Genomic DNA, 21303 nt, shown 5'->3' on the forward strand with positions numbered 1-21303 from the left:
CCAGCCTGACATTGGGGGTATGAACGGTGTTTGGATATTCATAGAACGATTTTTTGTTCTTTCCGGTATTCGTTCGGGGTCAACCCACACCACCGCTTGAATATTTTAATGAAATAATTGTCGTTCTCGAAGCCTACCAACCTGCCAACTTCACTCACCGTTTTCTCCGTCTCTGTCAGCAGCATTTTCGCTGCTTGAACGCGGCGGTTCTGAATAAAATGCGTCATCGTGATCCCCATCTTTTTCTTAAATAAGTCACTGACATAACTGGCATCCATGCGAACATATTCAGCCAATCTCTTTAATGTCACATCCTCGGCGAAATGCTCCTCAATGTAGGTAATCATTCGGTTCAGCTCTGGATGATCTGTTGGTTCTTGGGTAGTCTTATCCGGGAACCATTTATCTGCCAAGCGAAGCTTATCCATTCTTGTCAGCTCTCCGGCTACTTTGTCCATGGTTTGCTTCAGTTCCTTCAAATCCAGAGAAAGTTTCATCAAATAACCTGAAGCCCCGTATTCCAATGCTTGTCTGGCATACTCGAATTCACTTACTGCCGTCAACATAACGAATCGGCATTCATGTCCTTCCTTTCTCGTGAGCTGGAGTAAACGGATGCCATCCATTAGCGGCATGAAAATGTCGGAAATGACAACATCAGGCTGCAGTTCCCGAATCAACTGCAAACCTTCCTCGCCATTTACCGCCTCACCGATAATTTCAAACGGAATATTCGCCTTTGTAAACAATTTGCGCAAGCTTGCTCTTGCGTACTGTTCATCTTCAACGATCAATGTGCGCCACAATGGTGCTCCCCTCCTTCAAATAGGGTTTGGATAACAATAATGGGAAATGCATGATGACCTGCGTCCCTTCGTCCGTCGACTCTATCCGAAGTCCTGTTGGCTGGTTCTTAAACATAAGCTCCAAACTCTCGCGAAGGTTCTGTACACCAATGCTTTTTCGTTTCCGGTAGGACTGATTCGCCTGGGATTTTTTCATTCCTATGCCATTATCCGCGACCTCCAAAATAAGCAGAGAGTGGTGGCTTGATGCACGAATGTCGATCTGCCCCTCAAGCTGTGTTTGTCCAAACCCGTGAATCAATGAATTTTCTACCAGCGGCTGTAGACAAAATTTCGGAATCAACGCATACTCCAGATCTCTGGAAACTTCATAGTGGAGCTTGATGCCATGTCCAAACCGTTTCCGTTGGATATCCATATAGGATTCAATTAGCACAATTTCCTCCTTCAGAAGAATAAGATCAACCTCCAAATTCAGCGTAGTTTCTAATATTTTTCCTAGCGATACACAAATCTCGTAAATCTCATCTTCATCCTTATCCAGTGCAATGCTCTTGATTGTATTCAGCGTATTCAGCAAAAAATGAGGGTTCATCTGACCAAGCAACACCTGAAATCGGACAAACTGCTTTTGCCGCTCCTCAAGCTTTAACTGTTCCAATAGATTATTGATGTCTGCGATCATGAAATTGAAGCTTCGGGTTAGGGCCAGCAATTCACCTTTACCTTGTTCCGGCAGCTTTGTCTTCAAATTCAATTTTACGGTTGTCTCCATCTTTCGTTGAAGATGCTTTAAAGGACCGGTAACCGTTGAGGAAATGAAGTAAGTCAGCAACACAAACAGCAGCAGGATGGCCCCATATACCGTATAGAACCTCAGCTTCTGTTTGTTCACTTCTTCAAATAACAAGGACAGGGGAATCTTTTTCACAAGATAACCGTCAAGCTCTTGAATTTTGCTATAGGTATACATCATATGATTGTTCACAATGGATTGGGAGGAGGTATCCTGTCCCTGACTCTGACTTGCTGCTGGAATGGCAGATGACACGGTATAAGGGACGTTGTCTCCCGACTTGGATTGAAGCATAATATTCCCATATCCATCCATTAGAAAATAGGCTCCTTCGCTATCGCTGCCGAATGTATTTCCCTCCGTTTTTTCCTGAAACCATGCTTCATAATCGATACTAAAACGTCCATAAGCAAATGGTTTTAGTCCGTCGTCACGCAGCACTTCGTAAAGGCTCAGCATCCGATTTCCTTTTCTCTCACGAACGCCAGTCGTCAAATCATTGGATTTCCATACGTACCGCTGTCCCTCAGTCCTCTTCAGCTCCTGTACCCAAGGCTCGGAACTGATGTGGGCATAATTCAGAGAATTCTCTGGCGTATACGAAGTGTAAGCGTTTCCTTTTAAATCGATCAATGTGTAGAATACGGTAGCTCCTGTAAGGAAAAAGCTGTTTTCAATACTAGCGAATTTATTTTCCACAATCCGCTTTCGATGGATAGCATCATATAATTCCGGCTTCTGCATCACTTCCCGGAGGACAGAATCCTGATCCAGCAGCATCCCAGTCTTCATCACAAGACTCATCAAATCAATAAGATCGGCTTTGATGCCTTCGAGTTGCTTGACGTTAATGTCCGAAGCATCCCGCTGGAGCATAACTTCCGTTTCTCGGAAGTTGTAGAGAACTAATATGGCTATAGGCGTCAGGAGGAATAACAGAAACGAAAATAGTATTCGGTGTTTAAACGTGCCAGGCGTTATTCGTCGCAGCCATCTGGTCAACATGATTATTGCTCAGCCCTCCCATCGGTGTATACCTCCCAATTTACTGAACATTATGGGAGATCGCAACAGTAAAATGTAAGCGCTCATATGAGAAGTTGGGAATCTCCTCTTTCCTATGGATAAAAAAACGACAGCCAAATAATTGACTGTCGTTAAGTTGATGCTATTTCCGAATCGACTTGAAGGACTCCGTCTGCTGTGTAATACCTTTCTCTGCCGCAAAGCGCTCGATGCTGGATGCGCCGAAGAATCCATCGATGCCCTTTGTTCTCTCAATGACATAGGCCGCATCCTCCGGCTCTGCAATGGGTCCACCGTGGCAAATAATCATGATCTCCGGGTTCACAGCCCGCCCTGCTTCAATAATAGCTTCAATTCGTTGTACACAGTCGTCCAGGGTCAGTGCTGTTTTTGCACCAATGGAGCCCTTGGTCGTCAACCCCATGTGCGCAACCAAAATGTCAGCCCCCGCCTCCGCCATAGCTTTTGCCTGAGCAGGATCAAAAACATACGGCGTAGTCAGCAAATCCAATTCATGGGCGATACGGATCATTTCAACCTCCAGGTCGTACCCCATACCGGTTTCCTCCAGGTTTTGTCTGAACACCCCATCAATCAAACCAACGGTTGGGAAGTTTTGAACTCCGCTGAAGCCCTGCTCCTTCAACTGCTTCAGGTATACCTCCATTATTCGGAAGGGGTCCGTGCCGCACACCCCTGCCAGAACAGGCGTATGTTTGACGACGGGCAGCACCTCGGCTCCCATCTCAACGACGATTTGATTGGCATCTCCATAGGAGAGCAGGCCCGCCAGCGAGCCGCGGCCCGCCATTCTGTACCGACCGGAATTGTATACGATTAACATATCTGCTCCGCCCGCTTCACTACTCTTGGCCGTAATGCCTGTGCCTGCTCCGACACCTAGTAGGATTTTACCCTGCTCTACCTCTCCCCTAAATTTGTCCATAATTTCTGATCTGTTCAGCTTATTCATTTCGTTATCCTCCTTATTGGATTCATTAGGAATTTGATGTCATGAGAGCGATCAGCTTTTGTGCTGCGACTTCTGCAAAGGCTGGATCGTTGATGGCGCAATCCATTTCAATCACTTCAACAATTGAGCGATCGACATGCTGGCGCAGGGTATCAAACAACATCCGGTCCTCCTCCGGTCCGTAGAAAGGCTCCCCCTCTACATCAATTGCGGATACGCCTCTAAGTGGTAGCATTAGCACGGTGCGTTCCTTTGCCATGTTCAGCTTCTCCGCAAGCTTCCTGCCGATCTGCTCATTCTCTTCCACCGTGGTTCTCATCAGGGTTACCGTCGGATTATGCTGATAAAATTTATGATCCTTGAATTTCTCCGGCACAGTATCGCTCGGACCAAAATTGCACATATCCAAGGCGCCCACCGAGACTACCTGCGGAATGCGATTGTGGCCTGCAGCCTCTAAGCGATTCGGCCCCGCATTTAAGACACCGCCGATGATTTCATCCACCCACTCCGTCGTGGTCAAGTCCAATACCCCTTCAATGAAGCCTGCTTCAATCAACGCCTCCATCGACTGCCCTCCGATGCCCGTGGCGTGGAACACAAGCACCTCATAGCCCCGCTCCTCCAAATATTTTCTTGCCGCTGTCACACATGGTGTTGTCACTCCGAACATTGTAGCTGCAACCAGCGGCTTCTTATCCGGTTTATGCGTATACTCAAACTTGAGCATGCCCGCCATCGCAAATAATGCATTTGTAAATATTTTCGTAGAAATGGAGTTCAATCCGGCTACATCCACCACAGACGGAATCATGACAATATCACTCGTGCCTACGTATGGAGCTGTGTTTCCAGAAGCAACGGTTGATACCATCACCTTTGGGACACCAATCGGCAGTGCTCTCATGGCAGGTGTGACCAGTGAGGTTCCGCCAGTCCCACCAAAGGAAATGATTCCGTCAAATTTACCTTGTTTGTACAACTGTGGCACCAGCTTCTTCAAGCCTATGGACAAAACCTCTGTAGCCAAAGCCCGATCCTTCTTTGCCGCAAGTTCTTCTATGACCATGCCTGCGGCGTGGGCGACTTCCTGATTGGACACATCCGGAACAAAGGACGGTTCAAATACACCTGTATGAATCATCAAAGTCCCCAACCCAAGCTCCTCTGCAATGCTCTTGATGTAAAGGTATTCATCACCCTTTGTATCAAACGTTCCAATGATTGCGACGGTCTTCATTCCACGGCCTCCTCGTATGACTCTTTAGAAACCAAGCTCGATCGCAGGTAGCACGCTGATTTTATTTACTAACAGAAAAACCAGTACGATCGTTATAGCTTCATCATACTGGTCCTGTTTATTTATGAAAACGCTTTTATGTTCTATGTTTTTGTGTTTAGGTTAGATCTGTACTTTTTGGGAGAGCAGCCCTTAAGCTTTTTAAACATTTTGCTGAATTGTGCGTAATTGGGATACCCTACCATCTCAGCCACCTCGGATAATTGAAGCTGCGGCGCATGAAGAAGCGTGACGGCTTTATTGATGCGGAAGCTCACCAGATAGGTCTGAAAGCTGCAGCCAACCTCCTTTTTAAACAAACTGCTCAAATAGCTGCGGGAAACATGAGCAACCTTGGCCAGATCCGAAAAAATAATTTCACTACTGTAGTTTTGCGCCACATACTCTTTGACAAACTCAACGTAATCATAATGCTGGGTAATGCCTTTCAGCATTTTGACCATAAAATCGTCCTCATCCAGTTTACCCAGGCGTTTAAAATCGCGTGTAATTGCCGTAATCGACTTCTCGGAAGGAATTCGTTCAAAAGCAGACCCGCCAATATAGCCCATAATGTCTGTGTTGTCGCTATACATGTACTGGACATCGACAGGCGTCTTTACCGGACCGCCATAAATCATCTTGATCAAATCCGGCTTAAGCTGATTGCAGGTATCAAAAATACGCAGTGCCTTTGATTTGGCGGCCTCCAAGGATACAACCTTCCGTGCACCCAATAACCCGCCTTCGGTCAGGCCAAGATGAGCACAGATTACATCTGCCCCCGCTTCAATCATCTGGGCAGCCTGAAGCTCATCAAATACGAACGCCACCGTAAACAAATCCTGTCGATGGGCCAGGCTTATGGCCTCAACCTCGACGTCATAACTTATCCCGACTTCCTCCAAAGCCTCTCTGAATACTCCGTCTATCAAGCCGACCGTAGGATAGTTGTTGACTCCAGAAAACCCTCTCCTCTTGATTTCCTCTATATAATCAGCCATTTCTATGGTTGGATCATTCGCATTCAGTCCAAAGAGTACGGGAGAATGCCTCACCAGTGGCACAATTTCTTTTGACGCAAAATCCATCACCATATCATTACTGTTGCAAAATGGAAGAAAGCCGGCTAGAGAGCTCCTCCCCATCTGGCGAAACTTGCCGGAGTTCAGCATTAATATAAAATCCGCTCCACTCTGAGCTGCATACTTGGCTGTAATCCCCGTGCCTGTCGAGACACCGATGATGTGATTTCCCTCGTACAGCTGTGATTGAAGACGCTCCAGTATGACTGTTCTGTTCAAACTCCATCCGCTCCTCATCACAATTTAGCAATTGTAGCTTTTGTTCCTCAATATTATTATTGTACATCATTCCATATAGCTCATTCCCTCCTTCCTCGATCCGTTTGGTTAAAAGGCATCAAAAAAAAGCCGATTTCCCAGTTGGGAAATCGACCTTAGACATGCTCTTGATATTATTGTGTGACAATGATCGGACCATTTTTAGTAAGGATAATCGTATGTTCCACTTGAGCTACATAGCTTTTTTCTGTAGCAAAGGTCCATTCGTCTTCTTTTTGATACACTTGTTCTTCTAAAGTTGAGATAAATGGTTCGAATGCAATAACCATGCCTTCTTTTAACAACTCATCATCCGATGTATCGTTATAATTATAAATATGGTCAGGTGCTTCGTGTATGTTACGTCCAACACCATGTCCTGTAAGGTTTTTAATAACGGTTAATCCATGCTGTTTTGCTGTTAGGAATACCGCTTTTCCGATGCCGCTTTTTTTGGAACCAGGTTTTGCTTTTTTAAGACCTGCTTCAAATGCTAGTTTAGCAACGTCGCATATTTTCGTTAACACTTCTTCTCCTTCGCCTACTACAAACGAGATTCCTGTATCAGCGAAATAACTGTTCTTCGAGCCAGAGACATCTATGTTGACTAGATCTCCTTCTTGAATAACCCGTTGCCCCGGAATACCATGTGCTACTTCTTCATTAACACTAATGCAAGTATAGCCAGGAAAATTATATGCACTTTTTGGAGCTGAGACTGCGCCTTCTTTCTCAAAAAGCTCTCCAGCTATATCATCAAGTTCCTTCGTCGTTATGCCAGGAACTGTTCTTTGCACCAATTCATCTCTGATAAAGGCAACAATTCTGCCAATTTCCTTCAAACCATTAAAGTCTTCCTCTGTTTTTGCAATCATTGTTTTCTGACCTCACTATCTTTTATCATCAATTAAATGTATAAGCTGAAACAACCAATTAGATAATCATATCCAAATGGTCAAAGCTTCGCAACTTTTTTTATCAATAACACCTTGACACTAAAAAAAGAAATGCCCCTTCCGTCTTCAAAGGGGCTGAATATTGCATTATACCTCTTGTTCTTCGGCCTGACTAGGCGGAGCCATCAGACCTTTGACGGCACCCATAAACGGATGGATGGATTTGATCATGCCGTAGCCCATTTTCATGACCGGCATGAATTGCTGGATCATGCCGAATATCCGCATTCCGCCGCCAAGCATACCGCCAGCCGAAGCCGCACCGCCAAGCCCGCCAAACAGCGAACCCATCATCGGTAGAAAGGACGAAACCTGCGCACGCGACACTGTGCGCGAACGGGTAGACGGCTTGCGCGTACCATTCACCCGTTTCCGGTTCTGAGAACGACCGCTCTTGCTGGGTGCAACCTTTTGCTTGGAACGCTGGGAACTGTCCCCTGTGGTCGCCGTCCGCGATATTTTTCCTCCCCCGGTAAGCACCACGCCTCCGCTATTCACGTCAGAAATGTAACCGATATACGTTTCACCACTATGAAGAGTCACGCAGACGGGCCGGGCCTTATACCGCTTTGCCTTTAGGCGTATTTCGTTGGTTTTAGCCATTGAATTTCACCTCGCTCTACTGAATCTACTTCAGTTTACGCGATAAGTGGACTGCTTGCCTGTGCGAATGGGACATCTGTGCGGTATTCGCTATAGGTCAATTCATCAATTTAAGTGATACGACTGGAAATATAAATGCAAGATCATTGAGCGCAACCCGTCTAAATCTTCGCCTTCTCCTCTTCCGCCATCGACCGGATGTAGAAAGCACCCAGCACCGAGCAGAGCAGGAATGAGAAGAAAGCAATCGCTGCGGCTTGTTCACGCTCCTGGAAAACGCTGAATACCTGCTGCATGGAGACACCAAGCATCTGCGGAGAGTTGGCTCCGATCAGATAGGGTGCAGTGAACGAGCCGATGACCCCCATGAAGACAAAGGTCAGGGCAACAAGAAATGTCTTGTACGACAGCGGGAAAATAAACCGGGTAAATAGCGTCAGTCTGCCTACACCCACGTCCTTTGCACTCTCAATGATCGATGAAGGAATGCCCGACAGCGCGGAACTGAGCAGCATCGTCGTAAATGGAATGTTGAACCACAGGTTGGCGATGATGATTCCTTTCTCGTCAAAGATGATGCGTGGCAGCGTAATCCCGACCACCTCAAGCATACGGGCGAGCCAGCCATGATTGCCAAGCAAATTGATCAGACCGTAAGTTGCAATAACACCAGGGATAAACAGCGGAATCATGTACGTTTTACGAATCAGATTGACGATCGGCCCCTGGTTGAAGCGCATATAGATCGCCAGGGTGTAGCTGATCAAGATTACGGCAACACACGTAATGGCAGTGACCCGAAGTGTAAATACGATATTGCTGCGCATCCCCTTATCTGTGAACAGATAGGTATAGCGGCTCAGATCGTATCCACCCGAGCCGTTGCTCAGGCTCATGATGAAGGATTGAACAATCGGGATAATGACAACGATCAACAGGATGGCGAAGGAGGGGAGCACCATCGCCAGGCCTGTGATCGACTGTCTGGCTTCCTTACTCATTTCGCGGCAACGTCGCTCTGCCAGCGTTTGTTAATTTCCGTGCCCAGATCCCCGATGTTGAACGTACGGAAGCCTTCGGCCACACCGTCGAACTTATTCTGCATTTCCTGTGACATATTGGAGAGCTCAATGCCCGGGAAGCCATTCATTTTGTCAACGATCACTTCCTGCGCTTCAGGGGACAGAACAAAGTTCAGGAACTCATTGATCGCTTGCTTCTTGTCCGACTCCTGGTTGACCATCAGGTACGTTGGTCCGCCGTTGAAGCCTGGCGTGATCTGCTGCATCTTAATTGTATCCGGCAACAAACCTTCGTTCAGCTGCTGCAACACCATGTCGGACCAGGCCGGAATTAAGGACACTTCGCCATTCATCAACAGATCCAGCGTGCCCTGGTTTTTCTTCGGATAGATGCCCTGCCCATAGACATACGGTCCGATTTCTTTGAGCGTGTCAAAACCGCCATCCCACTTCTCCATGATCGCCGGATCGGAGTTGTGGATGTCCTCTTCCGGCAGGTCCTTGTAGACAATCGTCTGCACGAACGAGCTGCCGGAACCACCCGTTGACGGGTCATTGTAGGCGAACTGCTCGGGATTGGCTTTGATCCACTGCAACAGCTCGTCCAGCGTAGTTGGTGGATTGGAGATTTTGCTGCTGTCATAGGCTAGAACCACGGCGGACGAACGATACGGAACAGCGAAGTTGTCCACATCCTTCATCGTGTCTGTGTTGACTTTGCTCAGGTTAGGAATGTCCTTCTCGTTCAGTTGCTCCCAAATACCATCCTTTGTGCCCTGAGCAACGGAGGTGATTCCGTCCTCGTAGAGGTCAATGTCTCCTGAGCCCTTACCGGCTTTCTTGGCGGCCACGATCCGGTCGTAGGTCGGCTCAGCACCAGTACCGGACGGGATATAGACCAGATTCACGTCGATATCCGGATGCTGTTTCTCAAACATTGGCTCCAGCGAATCCCACAGATCCTTGACGTTCTGAGAGCCCGTAAAGTAGAAGTTAAATTTCACCTGATCGCTTGATGCAGCAGCGCTCCCCTCGGTGGTGGTTGTACTTTTTATCTCACTTCCGTTTCCACACCCGGCCAGCAATGACATTGATAATCCCACAACACTCAACAATGATAAAAATGGCTTTTTCATACGCATATGATTCATCCTCCTCAGTTCGATTCATCGACCGGGAATCCGGTCATTTTCGAGATCGAGACGCTGACGTCTTTTCCTACCTGCAGTTGTTCAACGGATTCCTTGTTCAGAAAAGCACGTATAATGCCGAATTCCACCAGTTCCACGGTAACTTCGGCGTAATGTCCAAGAATCATGACCTGCTTGACCTTGCCCGACAAAGTACCTTCTCCCATCGTAGTACTGCTCACCTGTACGTCTTCTGGTCGGACCGCAGCCGTCACCTGTCCACTTAACCCCTTCTCGTTTGGCAGGCGAAGATGTCCAATCCGGATGCTCTCCCCTTCCGCCACCCCCTTAAGGAAATTCATTTTGCCGATAAAACCGGCGACATATAATGAAGCGGGCTCATCGTAAATCTGCTGAGGATGAGCAATTTGCTCGATGCGCCCGTGATTCATGACGATAATGCGGTCGGACAACGACAGTGCTTCTTCCTGATCATGCGTGACAAAGACCATCGTGAGTCCGGTCTTCATTTGGATCTCACGCAGCTCCTCGCGCATTTCGTGCCGCAGCTTGGCGTCCAGCGCCGAGAAAGGCTCGTCCAATAGCAGTACCGCCGGATTCAGCAGCAGAGACCGAGCCAGCGCAACCCGCTGCTGCTGTCCACCCGAAAGCTCGGCCGGATATTTCTTCTCGAACCCCGACAGTCGGACCAGCTTGAGCGCATCCTCGACCGCTGTGCGGATCTCTTCCTTCGGCATTTTGCGGATCTTCAGGCCGAAGGCCAGATTGTCGTATACCGACATATGCGACCATAAGTTATAGCTCTGGAACACCATCGAGGTCGGCCGTTTCTCCGGTGGCAGTTGAATGACACTTTTGCCCTCGATCAGGATGTCACCGGAGTCCGGTTCGAGAAACCCGCCGATGCTCCGTAATACGGTAGTTTTCCCGCATCCGGAGGGACCAAGAAGGGTGACCAGCTCGCCTTTTTCAATATCGATGTTGATGCCGCTGACCCCGTCACCCGTTTTGTAGCGTTTGGCTAACTCTCGTACAGACAACTGCATACTTCTGCCTCCCCTTGCTTCGGTATATCGACCGAAATATTTTATTTCATTTGAAAACCACTCGCCAGCACGTCCGCGCTCACCAGCCGCTGAGCTGCCACTAGCAAAATAATAGTAGGCAGCGTCAGGATGATCGAGAATACGGCTCCGGCGCTGCTCGGAAAGTCGGAAATAATGGAGTACATGACGATTGGCATTGTTTTGTAATCGGGAATACCAACCAGGAACGTGCCCTGCGCTTCGTCGAGCGAATTGAGGAACGTGAAGATCGAAGCGACCATGATGCCGGGCATCGCCATTGGCAGGGTGATGCTGCGGAACACTTTGAACGGGCTTGCCCCAACGTCCCGCGCCGATTCTTCCTGCGCCCGGTGCACGTTGCGAAAGGCGGAGGTCGGAATCCAGGTCATGAACATCAACACATTAATCATATGGATCAGCACAACGCCGAGCAGCGTGTTCATGAGTCCAATCCGGTAGAAAAGAACCGCGATGGAGACGTACAACCCCATTTTCGGAAAAGCATGCGTCAGCAGGAACGAGAACAAGAACATCCGCTTCAGCGGAAACTGGAGTCTTGCGAAGGCATACGCTGCTGGGATGCAGACGACGATGGACAGCAGGGTCACCAGAGTAGCAATGAGGAACGACAGTGAGATCGACGAGACAATATCGTCCTTCGCCAGTACGAACTCCCACCATTTGAAGCCCCATACCTGGGGCAGAATATCCGGATAATTCCACTTTTCACTAAAGGCAAGCACTAGCAGGTTGACCAGCGGACCTGCGAAAAAAATGGCGAACACGGTCAGCAACACAAATTCGATTATTCTTCTCGGACCTACGTGTTTCCAGTACCAGGACATGTTCCGTCCTCCCTTCCATTCGTCGATTGACGAACAATCACTTCGCTTTCGTATTCAATCAGGCGCGGCACGCTCCCCTCGCCGCTAATCAGGCGATCCAGAATCGATACCGCGTCTCGGCCAATACCAGATGCATCCACGCTGACGGTAGTCAGTGATGGGTGGTACATTCCGGCCACTTCGGTATTGTCGTAGCCCATAACGGATACTTCCTCCGGAACGCGGACTCCGCGCTCCAGAAGCACCTTCATCGCACCCAGTGCAAGCATGTCATTTGTACTGAACAGAGCGCTGTATCGTCCATCCCGGAATGCCACATAATGCTCCTCCATCAACTTCCGACCGGAATCGAAGCTCGATTCCGATGACTCGACAACGGTAAATCCGTCCTGTTCAGAACTAACGCCGAGGGACTCCAGCCGTTTTCGGAAGCCCTCCAATCGCAGCGAGTGGCTCCGATGCTCGCCCGGTCCAGCGATGATAAAGAATTTGCGGTGTCCGCAGTCATATAAATGCTGTGCCGCCCGTTCTCCACCGGCTTCATCGTTGCTCACGAGATGCACGACGTCCGGATCTTCCGTCGATCCATTCACCATCAGATAAGGGATATTGAAGTTTTTGACGTAATCGATGACGTTCTTCTGCAGCCGGCTGACCAGGATGAGTCCATCCACCCGCTGTTCCAGCATATAATCGGTGGAGCGCAGCGACATTTCCCTATCGGTCTTCAGAAAAATTGAGTAGCCCATCTCTTCAGCGGACATCAGTATCTCGTCAATGATTCTGCCATACAGCGTGTGGGACACGATCGGCAGCCTGTCACGGAAAACGATGACTCCGATGTTGTACGTGCGCTTGGCGACCATCGCCCGGGCGACGGCGCTCGGCTTGTAGCGAAGCTGCTCGACCGCCTTGAGAACGCGATCCCGGACTTCAGGACTCGCATATCCGTTTCCGGAGATAACCCGAGAAGCAGTCGATTTCGATACACCAGCCAGTTGGGCCAGCTCCCGCAAACTATGATTCAGCTTATTGTCCAATCCCTATTCTCCTTGCAAAATCCGTCTCTTCCCGGACGGCAATTAGCTTCGCCGGATCACGGGTTGTTATCGAGTCGACGCCCAACTGTGCAAGTCGCCGCATATCGTCCGCCTCTGAAACCGTCCAGACGTAGATAGCCAGACCGCTCCGCTGCACAGCTTCCATAAGTTCTGGCTGAACGACCTGATACGGCACGTTTATCCCAAAGCAGCCGGCTTCGCGAGCATCTGCACACGCCTGGAACACTGCCTCGTCGTAGCTCAGACTGCCGAAGCTTTGCTTGTTCACATTAAGAAGCCTGCGTATGCTTGGAGCGTAACGACTAGCTTTAACCGCTGACCCGTAATCGCAGCCACTGAGAAACACCATCTCCACCATACCCATCCGATTCACCAGAGCTGAGACCGGCTCCAGAGCGCTGTCTGTTTTGATATCAAGGTTCATCATTTTACCGGCTGCGCGTATCTGCTCAAGCACATCCTGAAGCGTTGGAATAAGCGATAGTCTAGCGGTGTTCAACTCCTTCAGTGTCATTTCTGCAAGACTGCCGCAGCTTCCATCTGCCAAAGTGATATTGTCATCGTGGGCAAGCACCGGCACATTGTCCCGAGTCGAACGGATATCGTCTTCGTAAATATCTACGCCAAGTGTTAGGGCTGCCTGAAGTGACTCGAAAGAATGATCGGGATGGCCCATACAGCCAGTATGGGCTGTGATCAGCGGGAATTTGTTCATCGCGGGTATCCTCCTTCTTCGAAATAGATCGCGTTGGTAAAGGCGATCAGTACATCGACTCCTCGTACGGTTCCCCACAGCTCAGCGCGAATCCACCTGCGGGGGATATCTGGAGTGGAATCCCTCAGTTGGGCTTCAAATTGCATCATCTGTTCGTCCGATGAAGACGGAACTTCAAGATTAAGCTCCTCGCCCAGATTGGAACATAGCTTCAATCTGCAGACCTGCTTCTGTAGCGACCAGAGTCCGGTGCGTACCGAGAAGTCCAGCGTCAAGTTCGCCCGGACCGGATCCTCTGCAGCTTCCCGTCTCTCGACTACCGTTGGAACGGTAGAGCCGATTGCATACAATGCATCTCCAGCTTCCAGCGTCAAGGTCAGCAGAGGACCTATCGTTACCGACGCGCGCCCTTCCCGCAGCGCTTGGATAAGCGTTTCTTCATGGAGCGAAAGGGCTGTCGAGCCTCCGTTCCCCGCCACTGCGTCGTCCTCAATCCCGAGATAAGTAACTGAGATCGGATCGTCTGTCTCGCCCTGCGCATGCCAGTCCCTGCCTGAAGTGGCTGAAATCCGATATCCTTCGTTCAGCTTGTGAGTCCACAGATCAAAAGCTCGCCGATTGTTCGTCTGAATGGAAGGGAACGTGCCGGACCAGACTTCGATGTAATCGACAGCGGACCAGTTCCCAATCTCGTATTCCCAGAAGCAACCGGTACAGGCAGGACTGCCGATTCGGAAGGGATGAGCAAGCCCGGCGATTCCACCGAGTCGATGCACGTTCTCGATCCCCGCATCAATTCCATCCCGATTCGCTTGACGCCAGTCGGCAAAAGCGCTAAGTCCTATCGTCACCATATGACCGTAAAAAGTTGTCCACTCCATACCGGGAATGATTCGTAGTCCGTATTTCCGCTCGATTTCTGCTTTGCCGCTCAAGCCGGACATCGTGTTGTGATCGGTCAGCGCGATGGCGTCGAAGCCCAGATTGGCTGCTCCCGCTGCCAGTTCTCCCAGCGTCTGACTGCCATCGCTGTGCAGCGTATGTGTATGCAGTTCACAGGCGAACCACTTCATATCGAGTCCTCCTCTGTCGTCCAGACTTCCAGCCGATAAGTGCACGTATCGGTCACGATGCAATGCAGGCTTAATGTGACGCTCCAGGGCCCCGGAACCAGCTCGCCCGCCATAAGGCCGGGAGAAGCTTCTCGATCCGATACGTATAGATCCTGCACCTCGTCTTGGCGGTGGCACGCCCCTCGGTATCCGCGAGCATCGTCCAGCGAGAGTGTGATCAGATTTTTCAGAGGGAGATGCCGATCAGCATTGGCAATCGCGTATTCCCGATGTTCCGGCAAAATGTATAGATCGTAACTTTCCTTGAGCAGCCGTAGCGTCTTCGGCGTATATTGTAATCGCAGGTTCAGCTTCACGCAGCCCTCTTCCAACTCAAAAGGAATGCGGATATGTGTTTTGGAATCCTTCGGAGATGCGTATCCTTGTAGATCCAGCAGCTTCATTGCGCCGCACCACCTTTCATTAATTCGTTATCTTCATGACTTACGTTATGCACGTTTTGCTGAATGTGGGACCGTTCCCATATCTAATACTTATGTTACGGGTTAAAAATCAGGTCCATATCTGCATCGTGTTAATATTCTGTAAATGCAAAAAAGACCGAACTTCTATTAAAAGAAGACCGGTCTTTGTATTTTTTTATCGCTAGATTGTTTTCACACTGCATACAAGTGGCAGCACATAAATTTTCTCCTGAATGGATTCTTAAAATCGATTGATTGAAAATGGAGAAATGTTATGTTCCGTTTTCCCTGATATAATCAAATCACTTAAAATCTGTCCAACTACACTACTAAATTTAAAGCCATGTCCTGAGAAACCTGATGCAATGGCAACGTTAGGATAGTTAGGATGTGTATCGATAATAAAATCTTCATCAGGAGTCATTGTATACATACACGTTTTACCGAACTTCAATTCTTGTGCTGAGGGCATATAGTGTTGCAAAAATTGTTTTAAATCTGTCGTGTCTTCCTCTAGTTCACCAAATTCCAGGATGGCTTCATCTGGATTGATTTTATCTCCTCCATCATGTCGGCCTAATTTTAATCCGGAACCATCAATGCTTGGGAAACCATAATAATGTCCGTGAGATGTTTCAAACGAAAAGGCTGGGAACTCCTTATGATTATATAAATCATCTTTAGTATCAAACCAGGCAAATGTTTTTCTTATAGGATTAAGAGGAAGATTTAGATCCAACATGGAAAGGAGACTTCCTGACCAGGCCCCTGCTGAAACTACTAACGCATTAGCACTAAAAGTATGATCTTCGGTCTTGATGGTAACTCTTTTATCATGAACCATAATTTCTTTTACTTTACTATTGGTTATGATGGTAGCTCCGTTTTGCTCTGCGAGTTCTCGATATGCTTCAATGCATTCCTCACATTTCAACACTCCTGAGGTTGGTTCGTAGCAACCAATGTAATTGTTCGGTAAATTGATGCCTGGCCAGCGCTTATTTACTTCATTAGAATCTAAAATCTCAAGTGGTAATGAATAGGTTTTTGAGCTTGAAATGATATTTTGGATAAAATCTGTTTTCTCGTAACCCACGTTTATAACCCCAGTAGGGAGAAATAATTGTTTTCCCGACACTTTCTCTAAGTCATTCCATAATTCTTGAGCCTTGAGTGCCAACGGAACATAATTTTCACCTTCACCATACGCGTGCCGAATGATTCTTGTCTCTCCGTGATGACTGCCTTTGTTATGGGGCGGGTTAAAGGAATCTATTAATAGTGTACTTTTCCCACTCTTGGATAAAAAATAACCCGCCGCCATCCCCATTGAACCTGCTCCTATTACAATTACGTCATAATGCATTGCAAGTTGCCTCCTTGTAAGAAATCCCCATGTAACTTAAGTATTAAGTATGGCTAGTATTCTTCTATATTACTAATGATATTAACACTTAACAATTGCGCTATCCTGGACATGATACCCAAGTCATAATAAAAAAACCGCATAACAATGCGGTTTTCTTAGATTCGTAAATTTACTATTACTGAGCCGTTAAAATCAGCGGTCCATCCGAGGTGATTGCGATCGTATGCTCATATTGTGCCGACAACTTGCCGTCGGCCGTTCTCGCCGTCCACTGATCGTCGTCGATCGTGATACGGAACGTTCCTTCGTTGATCATCGGTTCAATCGTAAACACCATGCCTTCTTTTAATCGAATGCCTTTGCCGGCTACGCCGATATGCTCATAGGTCGGTTCCTCATGCAGGCTCCGCCCAATCCCGTGTGCCAACAGATCACGTACCACCGAGTACCCATGCGCTTCCGCATGCTTTTGAATCGCCGACGTTATGTCGCCGAGCCGGCCTCCGGGTATAGCCCGAGCAATTCCCAGATCCAAGCATTCCTTTGTCACCTTCATTAACTTTTGCACTTCCGGCCGAATATTGCCTACCGCATAGCTCACACACGAATCGCCGAACCATCCCCCGTATTCCACGACGATGTCGAGTTTTAGCAAGTCTCCATCCATGATTACCCGTTTCGAAGGAATGCCGTGGGCCACCACATCGTTGATCGAAATGCAGGTTTCGGCGGGGAAACCATTATAGCCTTTCGTAAACTGCTTGCCACCCAGCTTGGTGATGTGCCTGGCAACAAAATCATTGATTTCTAGTGTGGTGATGCCAGGCTCGATGAGTTTGGTCACCTCGCGGTAACAGTCCGCAACGATTTGGCTCGCCGGCTTCATTTCTTCAATTTCCCTAGGTGATTTTATAATGATCATCTTTTGTATATTCACTCCTTAGGCACCCTATAATTTTAAAAACCCGACGATATCCCCTGCCTCCTCGTGCAGCTTTTCGCGACGCAGCGAAAGCGAGGCGCACCCAACCAAGGCAGCCATCAGCATTTCCGCGCGCTGTAGCCGATACGGCTGCTCCGCCGCGTTTCCGCCGGAAGCAGCATCCTCGTCCGCCGCACGCCCGGTGTCCACCAGCGCAGCAAACGGCGAGAGCACCTCATCTTGAAAAGCAGCCATGAGCTTGGTCGAGCGTGCTTCAGGTAGCGAGGCAATCCCCTCAAGAGCCAGCTTATACAGCAGGTATATGGCGTGGTCCTCCGCCCAAAGCTGCAGCAACTGGACGCTGGCTGCCGCGACTGGGCCAAGTTCTGCGGAAGCGGTCGTTTCGTAGTTTCCGCTTTGGGAATCCGCGACAGCAAAGTTTCCGGTATTCGCCGCAGAAGCAAAGGCGAGGGGCCCATTCGCTGGCTCATCCCCCGAATTCGAAGCGTGTGGGGCTGCTGGTGCTCCCCCGGCCCGCTCCAACGCATCCCACAGCAGATCGTGGAGCAAATCGCCTTTATTACTGTAATAATGGTATACCGTGCCATATCCGAGTCCCGCCTCATTGGCCACATCTCGGATTTCGAGTAAAGACCCTTTATTCAAAAACACATCGGCAGCGGCTTTACGAATTTGCGCCAGGCGCCGCAGCCGGATCTCTTCGTTTTGTTCTTTTGTGCGTGGAGTCATCTCGTCCGCTCACCTCTTTTATTTTTGACCTACTCTTATGTCAATATAAAACATTAGCTTGCAAATAACAAGAATTAGCTGGAGGATTACGGAAAAACAGACATACTAAGCGGGTGCCCCGGCTTAATATGTCTGTTACTTAACGAGTATATAGCTTTACCACAACATATAATGACAAAGCGTTTTAACACTTCGTTCTTGTCCTTCCAAATTAACTCGCGCCATTTTACCCCTTTGATTAGCTGTTGAATGTTACTCTGACCAAAATACATTTGGATACCATTGCTTTGCAGATGGGATTACCAGGCGTACACGCCTTGCTCATTCAAGAATTCGCCGTTATGATGTTTGCCATCTGTCGCATAACCCACGATAATCGCAGCAGCTGCCTCTTTTGATTTACCGCCTTCAGCATTTCCGTTGAGGTCTGTTGATGTGAATCCAGGCGTTACCGCAAATACTTGAGCCCTGCTGCTTTTAAGTTCATAAGCCATCGAAACTGTCATAGCATTGTTGGCCGTTTTGGATGAGTTATAATCGAATGCGTTTAAAGCAAATCCAGCATTTTGCATATGATCCAGAGAAGCCATGTCGGTCGATACATTAACGATTGTGCCTTCGTTATCTTTGATTAACGGGAACAAACGCTGGTTCAGACGAAAGGTTCCGAAAAAGTTGACTTCAAAAGCGCTCCTCAGATTCTCTTCTTTGGTATCCGTAAAAGAACGGGCGAAAGCACCCGGCATACCCGCATTATTGATCAAAAGTGTTAAGTACGGATAATCCTTGGCAATCATATCGGCTGCCCTTTCGATAGTTTCCAAGTCACTCATGTCAATTTGCACAAATTCTATGTCTAACCCCTCAGAAGTTAACTCGGTAACAGCTGCTTCGCCCCGTTCAACGCTGCGTGCACCAAGGACGACTTTCCAGCCGGCTTGTCCTAACTGCTTAACGATTTCGAATCCGATTCCTTTATTTGCTCCAGTTACAAAAGCGGTCTTCTTCATGTGAATCCTCATTTCTCTAATTTGATTTCATTAACAATACATAAGTTACTATGCTACACTTAGTGTAGGTCAACTATAAATTTTGATAAAAAAGAGGGTTAACATGTTAACGATTGGAGAAGTAGCGAAGAAAGTCGATATCGCTATCGGGGCGATACGCTTTTACGAAAGAAAGGGCCTGTTGAAGCCTGCTGCGCGAAGTGAGCAGAATAACCGTCTTTACACGGAAGATGATCTGAACTGGCTGGTTTTTATCAAATGTCTTCGCGAAACCGGGATGAGTGTGGAGGATATCAAAACGTATTATGACAAAGTAAATGAAGGAACCTCGACTCTGCCGGAAAGAACCAAACTGATTCAAGATCAAAGGCAAAAGTTGCTGGAAGATATCGAGGAGAAAAAAGCGCAGCTCGTTCATTTGGATCACAAATTGGAGCGCTATTATCGCGGAGAAAATTATTAAGATAAGTCTTTTCCTAAAGACAAAACTTTTGAATTTCATGTAATTAGAACGTTGAACCCAAAAAAGGCAGACGATCACGTTTGATCGTCTGCCTTCTTCATTTTATTTAGCTATAGTTCGCATAAGCTAAAGTTTCAACATCGATGAAACTATTGTTTAAATAGGTTGACAATGAGAATTGTTATCAATAATGTGGAGTGAGTTACTATCGAAATGAGGTACACAACGTGAAAATAGATGTGAATCAGTTAGCAGAACATTTTGCACACATTCCTTTTCAAGTAGAGGGAATATATAGATATGCTACAAATCCAGGAGTGAATCACGCTGACTATACCGACTCTTTTCCTGGATTTGTGTTTCCCCTTACAGGAAAGATACAATTTCAATTTAATGGAACACCTTATATTCTTTCGCCAGGAAAAGTGGTGCATGGTGGTGCAAAAATGAAATTGGATGAAAAAACGTTTGATAACTCCAACTGGGAATATATCCTTGTTTTATACCGTATATGTAGCTCAGAACTAGAAGAGTCAAGCTTTTCCCATCAGCATTTTGAATTATCAACGGGACAATCCCCACGTCTTATCGAATTAATTATGCAGCTTTGGCATGTGTATAATCAGCGTGGAGGCATTTCAAAATTTCAGACTGAAATGCTGTTTCGCGATGTGCTGAACGAAGCCTTAATAAGTGTGTCGAATAGGCAAATGAGTAGTGAATCACATACTTTATTCGAACGGGTATCTAATTATATTCATGAATACTACTATCATGGCCTTACCATAACATCGCTCGCAGAACAATATAACGTTAATCGAAATCGACTTTCTTACGTATTCAAAAAACATGCAGGGATGGGCCCGGCAGAATATCTATTAAAATACCGTATAAACATGGCACAAAAAATGCTATTTACAAGTGATGTGCCAGTACAGCAAATTGCACAAGCGGTTGGAATTGCTGACCCTTTTTATTTTAGTAAAGTGTTCAAGAAACAATTTGGATTTTCTCCTACTGAATATCGACGGAAGTTCATCAATAATCCATGCTAACTTCAACAGGCATCCATTTTAAAGCGAAAATTAAATCAGTATACTTATGGCAGACCAAGAAAAACATCATCATGTCTTGAGTTGCGTATGCAGCATTATATCGAAGGTGAAAAATAAGGAGGGCTTACTATCCATTATCAAGTGATTAAACTAAGCGAAGAACTATCTAAAATAAAAGATAATTGGTCACCCCAACTAATTGGTGAATTGAATGACCATGAATTTAAGATCGTTAAAATTGACGGGGATTATGAATGGCATGTTCATCCCGAAACCGATAAGTTATTTTTCGTGATTGAAGGCGAGATGATCATTGATTTTCGTGATGGTCAGGTGAGAATTTCCAAGGATGAGATGTTTATTGTCCCGAGGGGACTTGAGATCAAACCCTCCGCCGAAAAGGAATGTCATATCATGTTGATGGAACCTAAAAGTGAAGGCAACACTGGCGGGACTGAGTCCGCATAAATACCTTACTACGTTTAATCGAACGGTAATTGTACTAAACGAATCTAAGCCCCTTCAGCAATGAAGGGGCTTTTGCTTTTTAAGAT

22 protein-coding genes are annotated in these 21303 nt (G+C 47.4%); 3 read left to right on the plus strand and 19 right to left on the minus strand.

The features are described from left to right. Window positions 1-38: 38 nt before the first annotated feature. The 19 genes from PTQ21_RS22930 to PTQ21_RS23020 all read right to left on the minus strand — a co-directional run bounded on the left by PTQ21_RS22930 (window position 39) and on the right by PTQ21_RS23020 (window position 19231). Entirely contained in the window at window positions 39-806 is a 768-nt protein-coding gene (locus PTQ21_RS22930) for a response regulator transcription factor (RefSeq protein ID WP_063563642.1), read from the minus strand. Further along, a complete protein-coding gene (locus tag PTQ21_RS22935) occupies window positions 784-2607 on the minus strand; it encodes a cache domain-containing sensor histidine kinase (RefSeq protein ID WP_274567273.1) in 1824 nt (607 codons plus the stop codon). Before PTQ21_RS22935 ends, PTQ21_RS22930 begins: the two co-directional genes overlap by 23 nt. A gap of 163 nt (window positions 2608-2770) precedes the next feature. After that, on the minus strand, window positions 2771-3574 hold the full coding sequence (locus PTQ21_RS22940) for a phosphoenolpyruvate hydrolase family protein (protein WP_371121623.1): 804 nt from the start codon (window positions 3572-3574) through the stop codon (window positions 2771-2773). A gap of 52 nt (window positions 3575-3626) precedes the next feature. Further along, window positions 3627-4841 carry a Tm-1-like ATP-binding domain-containing protein gene (locus PTQ21_RS22945; protein WP_274567274.1) on the minus strand — a complete coding sequence of 405 codons (1215 nt, stop codon included), beginning with the start codon at window positions 4839-4841 and terminating at the stop codon, window positions 3627-3629. 143 nt (window positions 4842-4984) lie between these two features. Next, window positions 4985-6184: a phosphoenolpyruvate hydrolase family protein gene (locus tag PTQ21_RS22950; RefSeq protein WP_274567275.1), complete on the minus strand. Its 1200-nt coding sequence runs from the start codon at window positions 6182-6184 to the stop codon at window positions 4985-4987. Window positions 6185-6357: 173 nt separating this feature from the next. Next, on the minus strand, window positions 6358-7098 hold the full coding sequence (gene map / locus PTQ21_RS22955; RefSeq protein ID WP_063568306.1) for a type I methionyl aminopeptidase: 741 nt from the start codon (window positions 7096-7098) through the stop codon (window positions 6358-6360). Window positions 7099-7266: 168 nt separating this feature from the next. Continuing rightward, a complete protein-coding gene (locus tag PTQ21_RS22960; RefSeq protein ID WP_063568307.1) occupies window positions 7267-7782 on the minus strand; it encodes a hypothetical protein in 516 nt (171 codons plus the stop codon). 161 nt (window positions 7783-7943) lie between these two features. Further along, a complete protein-coding gene (locus PTQ21_RS22965; protein ID WP_063568308.1) occupies window positions 7944-8783 on the minus strand; it encodes an ABC transporter permease in 840 nt (279 codons plus the stop codon). Then, window positions 8780-9946 carry an extracellular solute-binding protein gene (locus PTQ21_RS22970; protein ID WP_274570554.1) on the minus strand — a complete coding sequence of 389 codons (1167 nt, stop codon included), beginning with the start codon at window positions 9944-9946 and terminating at the stop codon, window positions 8780-8782. Before PTQ21_RS22970 ends, PTQ21_RS22965 begins: the two co-directional genes overlap by 4 nt. A gap of 14 nt (window positions 9947-9960) precedes the next feature. Beyond that, window positions 9961-11001: an ABC transporter ATP-binding protein gene (locus PTQ21_RS22975; RefSeq protein WP_274567276.1), complete on the minus strand. Its 1041-nt coding sequence runs from the start codon at window positions 10999-11001 to the stop codon at window positions 9961-9963. Between the two features lie 41 nt (window positions 11002-11042). Beyond that, entirely contained in the window at window positions 11043-11867 is an 825-nt protein-coding gene (locus PTQ21_RS22980) for an ABC transporter permease (protein WP_076289304.1), read from the minus strand. Continuing rightward, a complete protein-coding gene (locus PTQ21_RS22985) occupies window positions 11843-12907 on the minus strand; it encodes a LacI family DNA-binding transcriptional regulator (RefSeq protein WP_274567278.1) in 1065 nt (354 codons plus the stop codon). The genes PTQ21_RS22980 and PTQ21_RS22985 overlap by 25 nt, the downstream gene beginning before the upstream one ends. Further along, window positions 12897-13643, minus strand: a complete 747-nt coding sequence (locus PTQ21_RS22990) for a glycerophosphodiester phosphodiesterase (RefSeq protein WP_274567279.1) — start codon at window positions 13641-13643, stop codon at window positions 12897-12899. Before PTQ21_RS22990 ends, PTQ21_RS22985 begins: the two co-directional genes overlap by 11 nt. Beyond that, the gene (locus tag PTQ21_RS22995) at window positions 13640-14716 is read right to left on the minus strand and encodes a CehA/McbA family metallohydrolase (protein WP_274567280.1); all 1077 of its coding nucleotides are present in this window, start codon (window positions 14714-14716) and stop codon (window positions 13640-13642) included. Before PTQ21_RS22995 ends, PTQ21_RS22990 begins: the two co-directional genes overlap by 4 nt. Continuing rightward, window positions 14713-15159, minus strand: a complete 447-nt coding sequence (locus tag PTQ21_RS23000; RefSeq protein ID WP_274567282.1) for a hypothetical protein — start codon at window positions 15157-15159, stop codon at window positions 14713-14715. Before PTQ21_RS23000 ends, PTQ21_RS22995 begins: the two co-directional genes overlap by 4 nt. Window positions 15160-15421: 262 nt before the next feature. Then, on the minus strand, window positions 15422-16546 hold the full coding sequence (gene solA, locus PTQ21_RS23005) for an N-methyl-L-tryptophan oxidase (RefSeq protein ID WP_274567283.1): 1125 nt from the start codon (window positions 16544-16546) through the stop codon (window positions 15422-15424). A 178-nt stretch (window positions 16547-16724) separates the two neighbouring features. Then, on the minus strand, window positions 16725-17471 hold the full coding sequence (gene map, locus PTQ21_RS23010) for a type I methionyl aminopeptidase (RefSeq protein WP_064637514.1): 747 nt from the start codon (window positions 17469-17471) through the stop codon (window positions 16725-16727). A 27-nt stretch (window positions 17472-17498) separates the two neighbouring features. Continuing rightward, complete coding sequence (locus PTQ21_RS23015) at window positions 17499-18221, minus strand: TetR/AcrR family transcriptional regulator (protein ID WP_274567284.1); 723 nt, start codon at window positions 18219-18221, stop codon at window positions 17499-17501. A 299-nt stretch (window positions 18222-18520) separates the two neighbouring features. Further along, window positions 18521-19231: an SDR family NAD(P)-dependent oxidoreductase gene (locus tag PTQ21_RS23020; protein ID WP_072733155.1), complete on the minus strand. Its 711-nt coding sequence runs from the start codon at window positions 19229-19231 to the stop codon at window positions 18521-18523. Window positions 19232-19334: 103 nt separating this feature from the next. Here PTQ21_RS23020 and PTQ21_RS23025 point away from each other — a divergent pair, with 103 nt between their 5' ends. The 3 genes from PTQ21_RS23025 (at window position 19335) to PTQ21_RS23035 (ending at window position 21217) form a co-directional block, all read left to right on the plus strand. Continuing rightward, window positions 19335-19694 (plus strand): MerR family transcriptional regulator, encoded by a 360-nt coding sequence (locus PTQ21_RS23025; RefSeq protein WP_063562626.1) that lies wholly within the window; start codon window positions 19335-19337, stop codon window positions 19692-19694. Between the two features lie 227 nt (window positions 19695-19921). After that, window positions 19922-20749: a helix-turn-helix transcriptional regulator gene (locus tag PTQ21_RS23030; protein ID WP_079693796.1), complete on the plus strand. Its 828-nt coding sequence runs from the start codon at window positions 19922-19924 to the stop codon at window positions 20747-20749. Between the two features lie 129 nt (window positions 20750-20878). Further along, window positions 20879-21217 (plus strand): cupin domain-containing protein, encoded by a 339-nt coding sequence (locus tag PTQ21_RS23035; protein WP_274570555.1) that lies wholly within the window; start codon window positions 20879-20881, stop codon window positions 21215-21217. Window positions 21218-21303: the final 86 nt, after the last annotated feature.

The organism is Paenibacillus marchantiae, from assembly GCF_028771845.1.
Taxonomy (GTDB): Bacteria; Bacillota; Bacilli; order Paenibacillales; family Paenibacillaceae; genus Paenibacillus; species Paenibacillus marchantiae.

Coding starts and splice junctions, on each gene's coding strand:
- PTQ21_RS22935 (WP_274567273.1), bottom strand. CDS start 2,607: ATGTTGACCAGATGGCTGCGACGAATAACGCCTGGCACGTTTAAACAC.
- PTQ21_RS22940 (WP_371121623.1), bottom strand. CDS start 3,574: ATGGACAAATTTAGGGGAGAGGTAGAGCAGGGTAAAATCCTACTAGGT.
- PTQ21_RS22945 (WP_274567274.1), bottom strand. CDS start 4,841: ATGAAGACCGTCGCAATCATTGGAACGTTTGATACAAAGGGTGATGAA.
- map (WP_063568306.1), bottom strand. CDS start 7,098: ATGATTGCAAAAACAGAGGAAGACTTTAATGGTTTGAAGGAAATTGGC.
- PTQ21_RS22960 (WP_063568307.1), bottom strand. CDS start 7,782: ATGGCTAAAACCAACGAAATACGCCTAAAGGCAAAGCGGTATAAGGCC.
- PTQ21_RS22965 (WP_063568308.1), bottom strand. CDS start 8,783: ATGAGTAAGGAAGCCAGACAGTCGATCACAGGCCTGGCGATGGTGCTC.
- PTQ21_RS22970 (WP_274570554.1), bottom strand. CDS start 9,946: ATGCGTATGAAAAAGCCATTTTTATCATTGTTGAGTGTTGTGGGATTA.
- PTQ21_RS22975 (WP_274567276.1), bottom strand. CDS start 11,001: ATGCAGTTGTCTGTACGAGAGTTAGCCAAACGCTACAAAACGGGTGAC.
- PTQ21_RS22980 (WP_076289304.1), bottom strand. CDS start 11,867: ATGTCCTGGTACTGGAAACACGTAGGTCCGAGAAGAATAATCGAATTT.
- PTQ21_RS22990 (WP_274567279.1), bottom strand. CDS start 13,643: ATGAACAAATTCCCGCTGATCACAGCCCATACTGGCTGTATGGGCCAT.
- PTQ21_RS22995 (WP_274567280.1), bottom strand. CDS start 14,716: ATGAAGTGGTTCGCCTGTGAACTGCATACACATACGCTGCACAGCGAT.
- PTQ21_RS23000 (WP_274567282.1), bottom strand. CDS start 15,159: ATGAAGCTGCTGGATCTACAAGGATACGCATCTCCGAAGGATTCCAAA.
- solA (WP_274567283.1), bottom strand. CDS start 16,546: ATGCATTATGACGTAATTGTAATAGGAGCAGGTTCAATGGGGATGGCG.
- map (WP_064637514.1), bottom strand. CDS start 17,471: ATGATCATTATAAAATCACCTAGGGAAATTGAAGAAATGAAGCCGGCG.
- PTQ21_RS23015 (WP_274567284.1), bottom strand. CDS start 18,221: ATGACTCCACGCACAAAAGAACAAAACGAAGAGATCCGGCTGCGGCGC.
- PTQ21_RS23020 (WP_072733155.1), bottom strand. CDS start 19,231: ATGAAGAAGACCGCTTTTGTAACTGGAGCAAATAAAGGAATCGGATTC.
- PTQ21_RS23025 (WP_063562626.1), top strand. CDS start 19,335: ATGTTAACGATTGGAGAAGTAGCGAAGAAAGTCGATATCGCTATCGGG.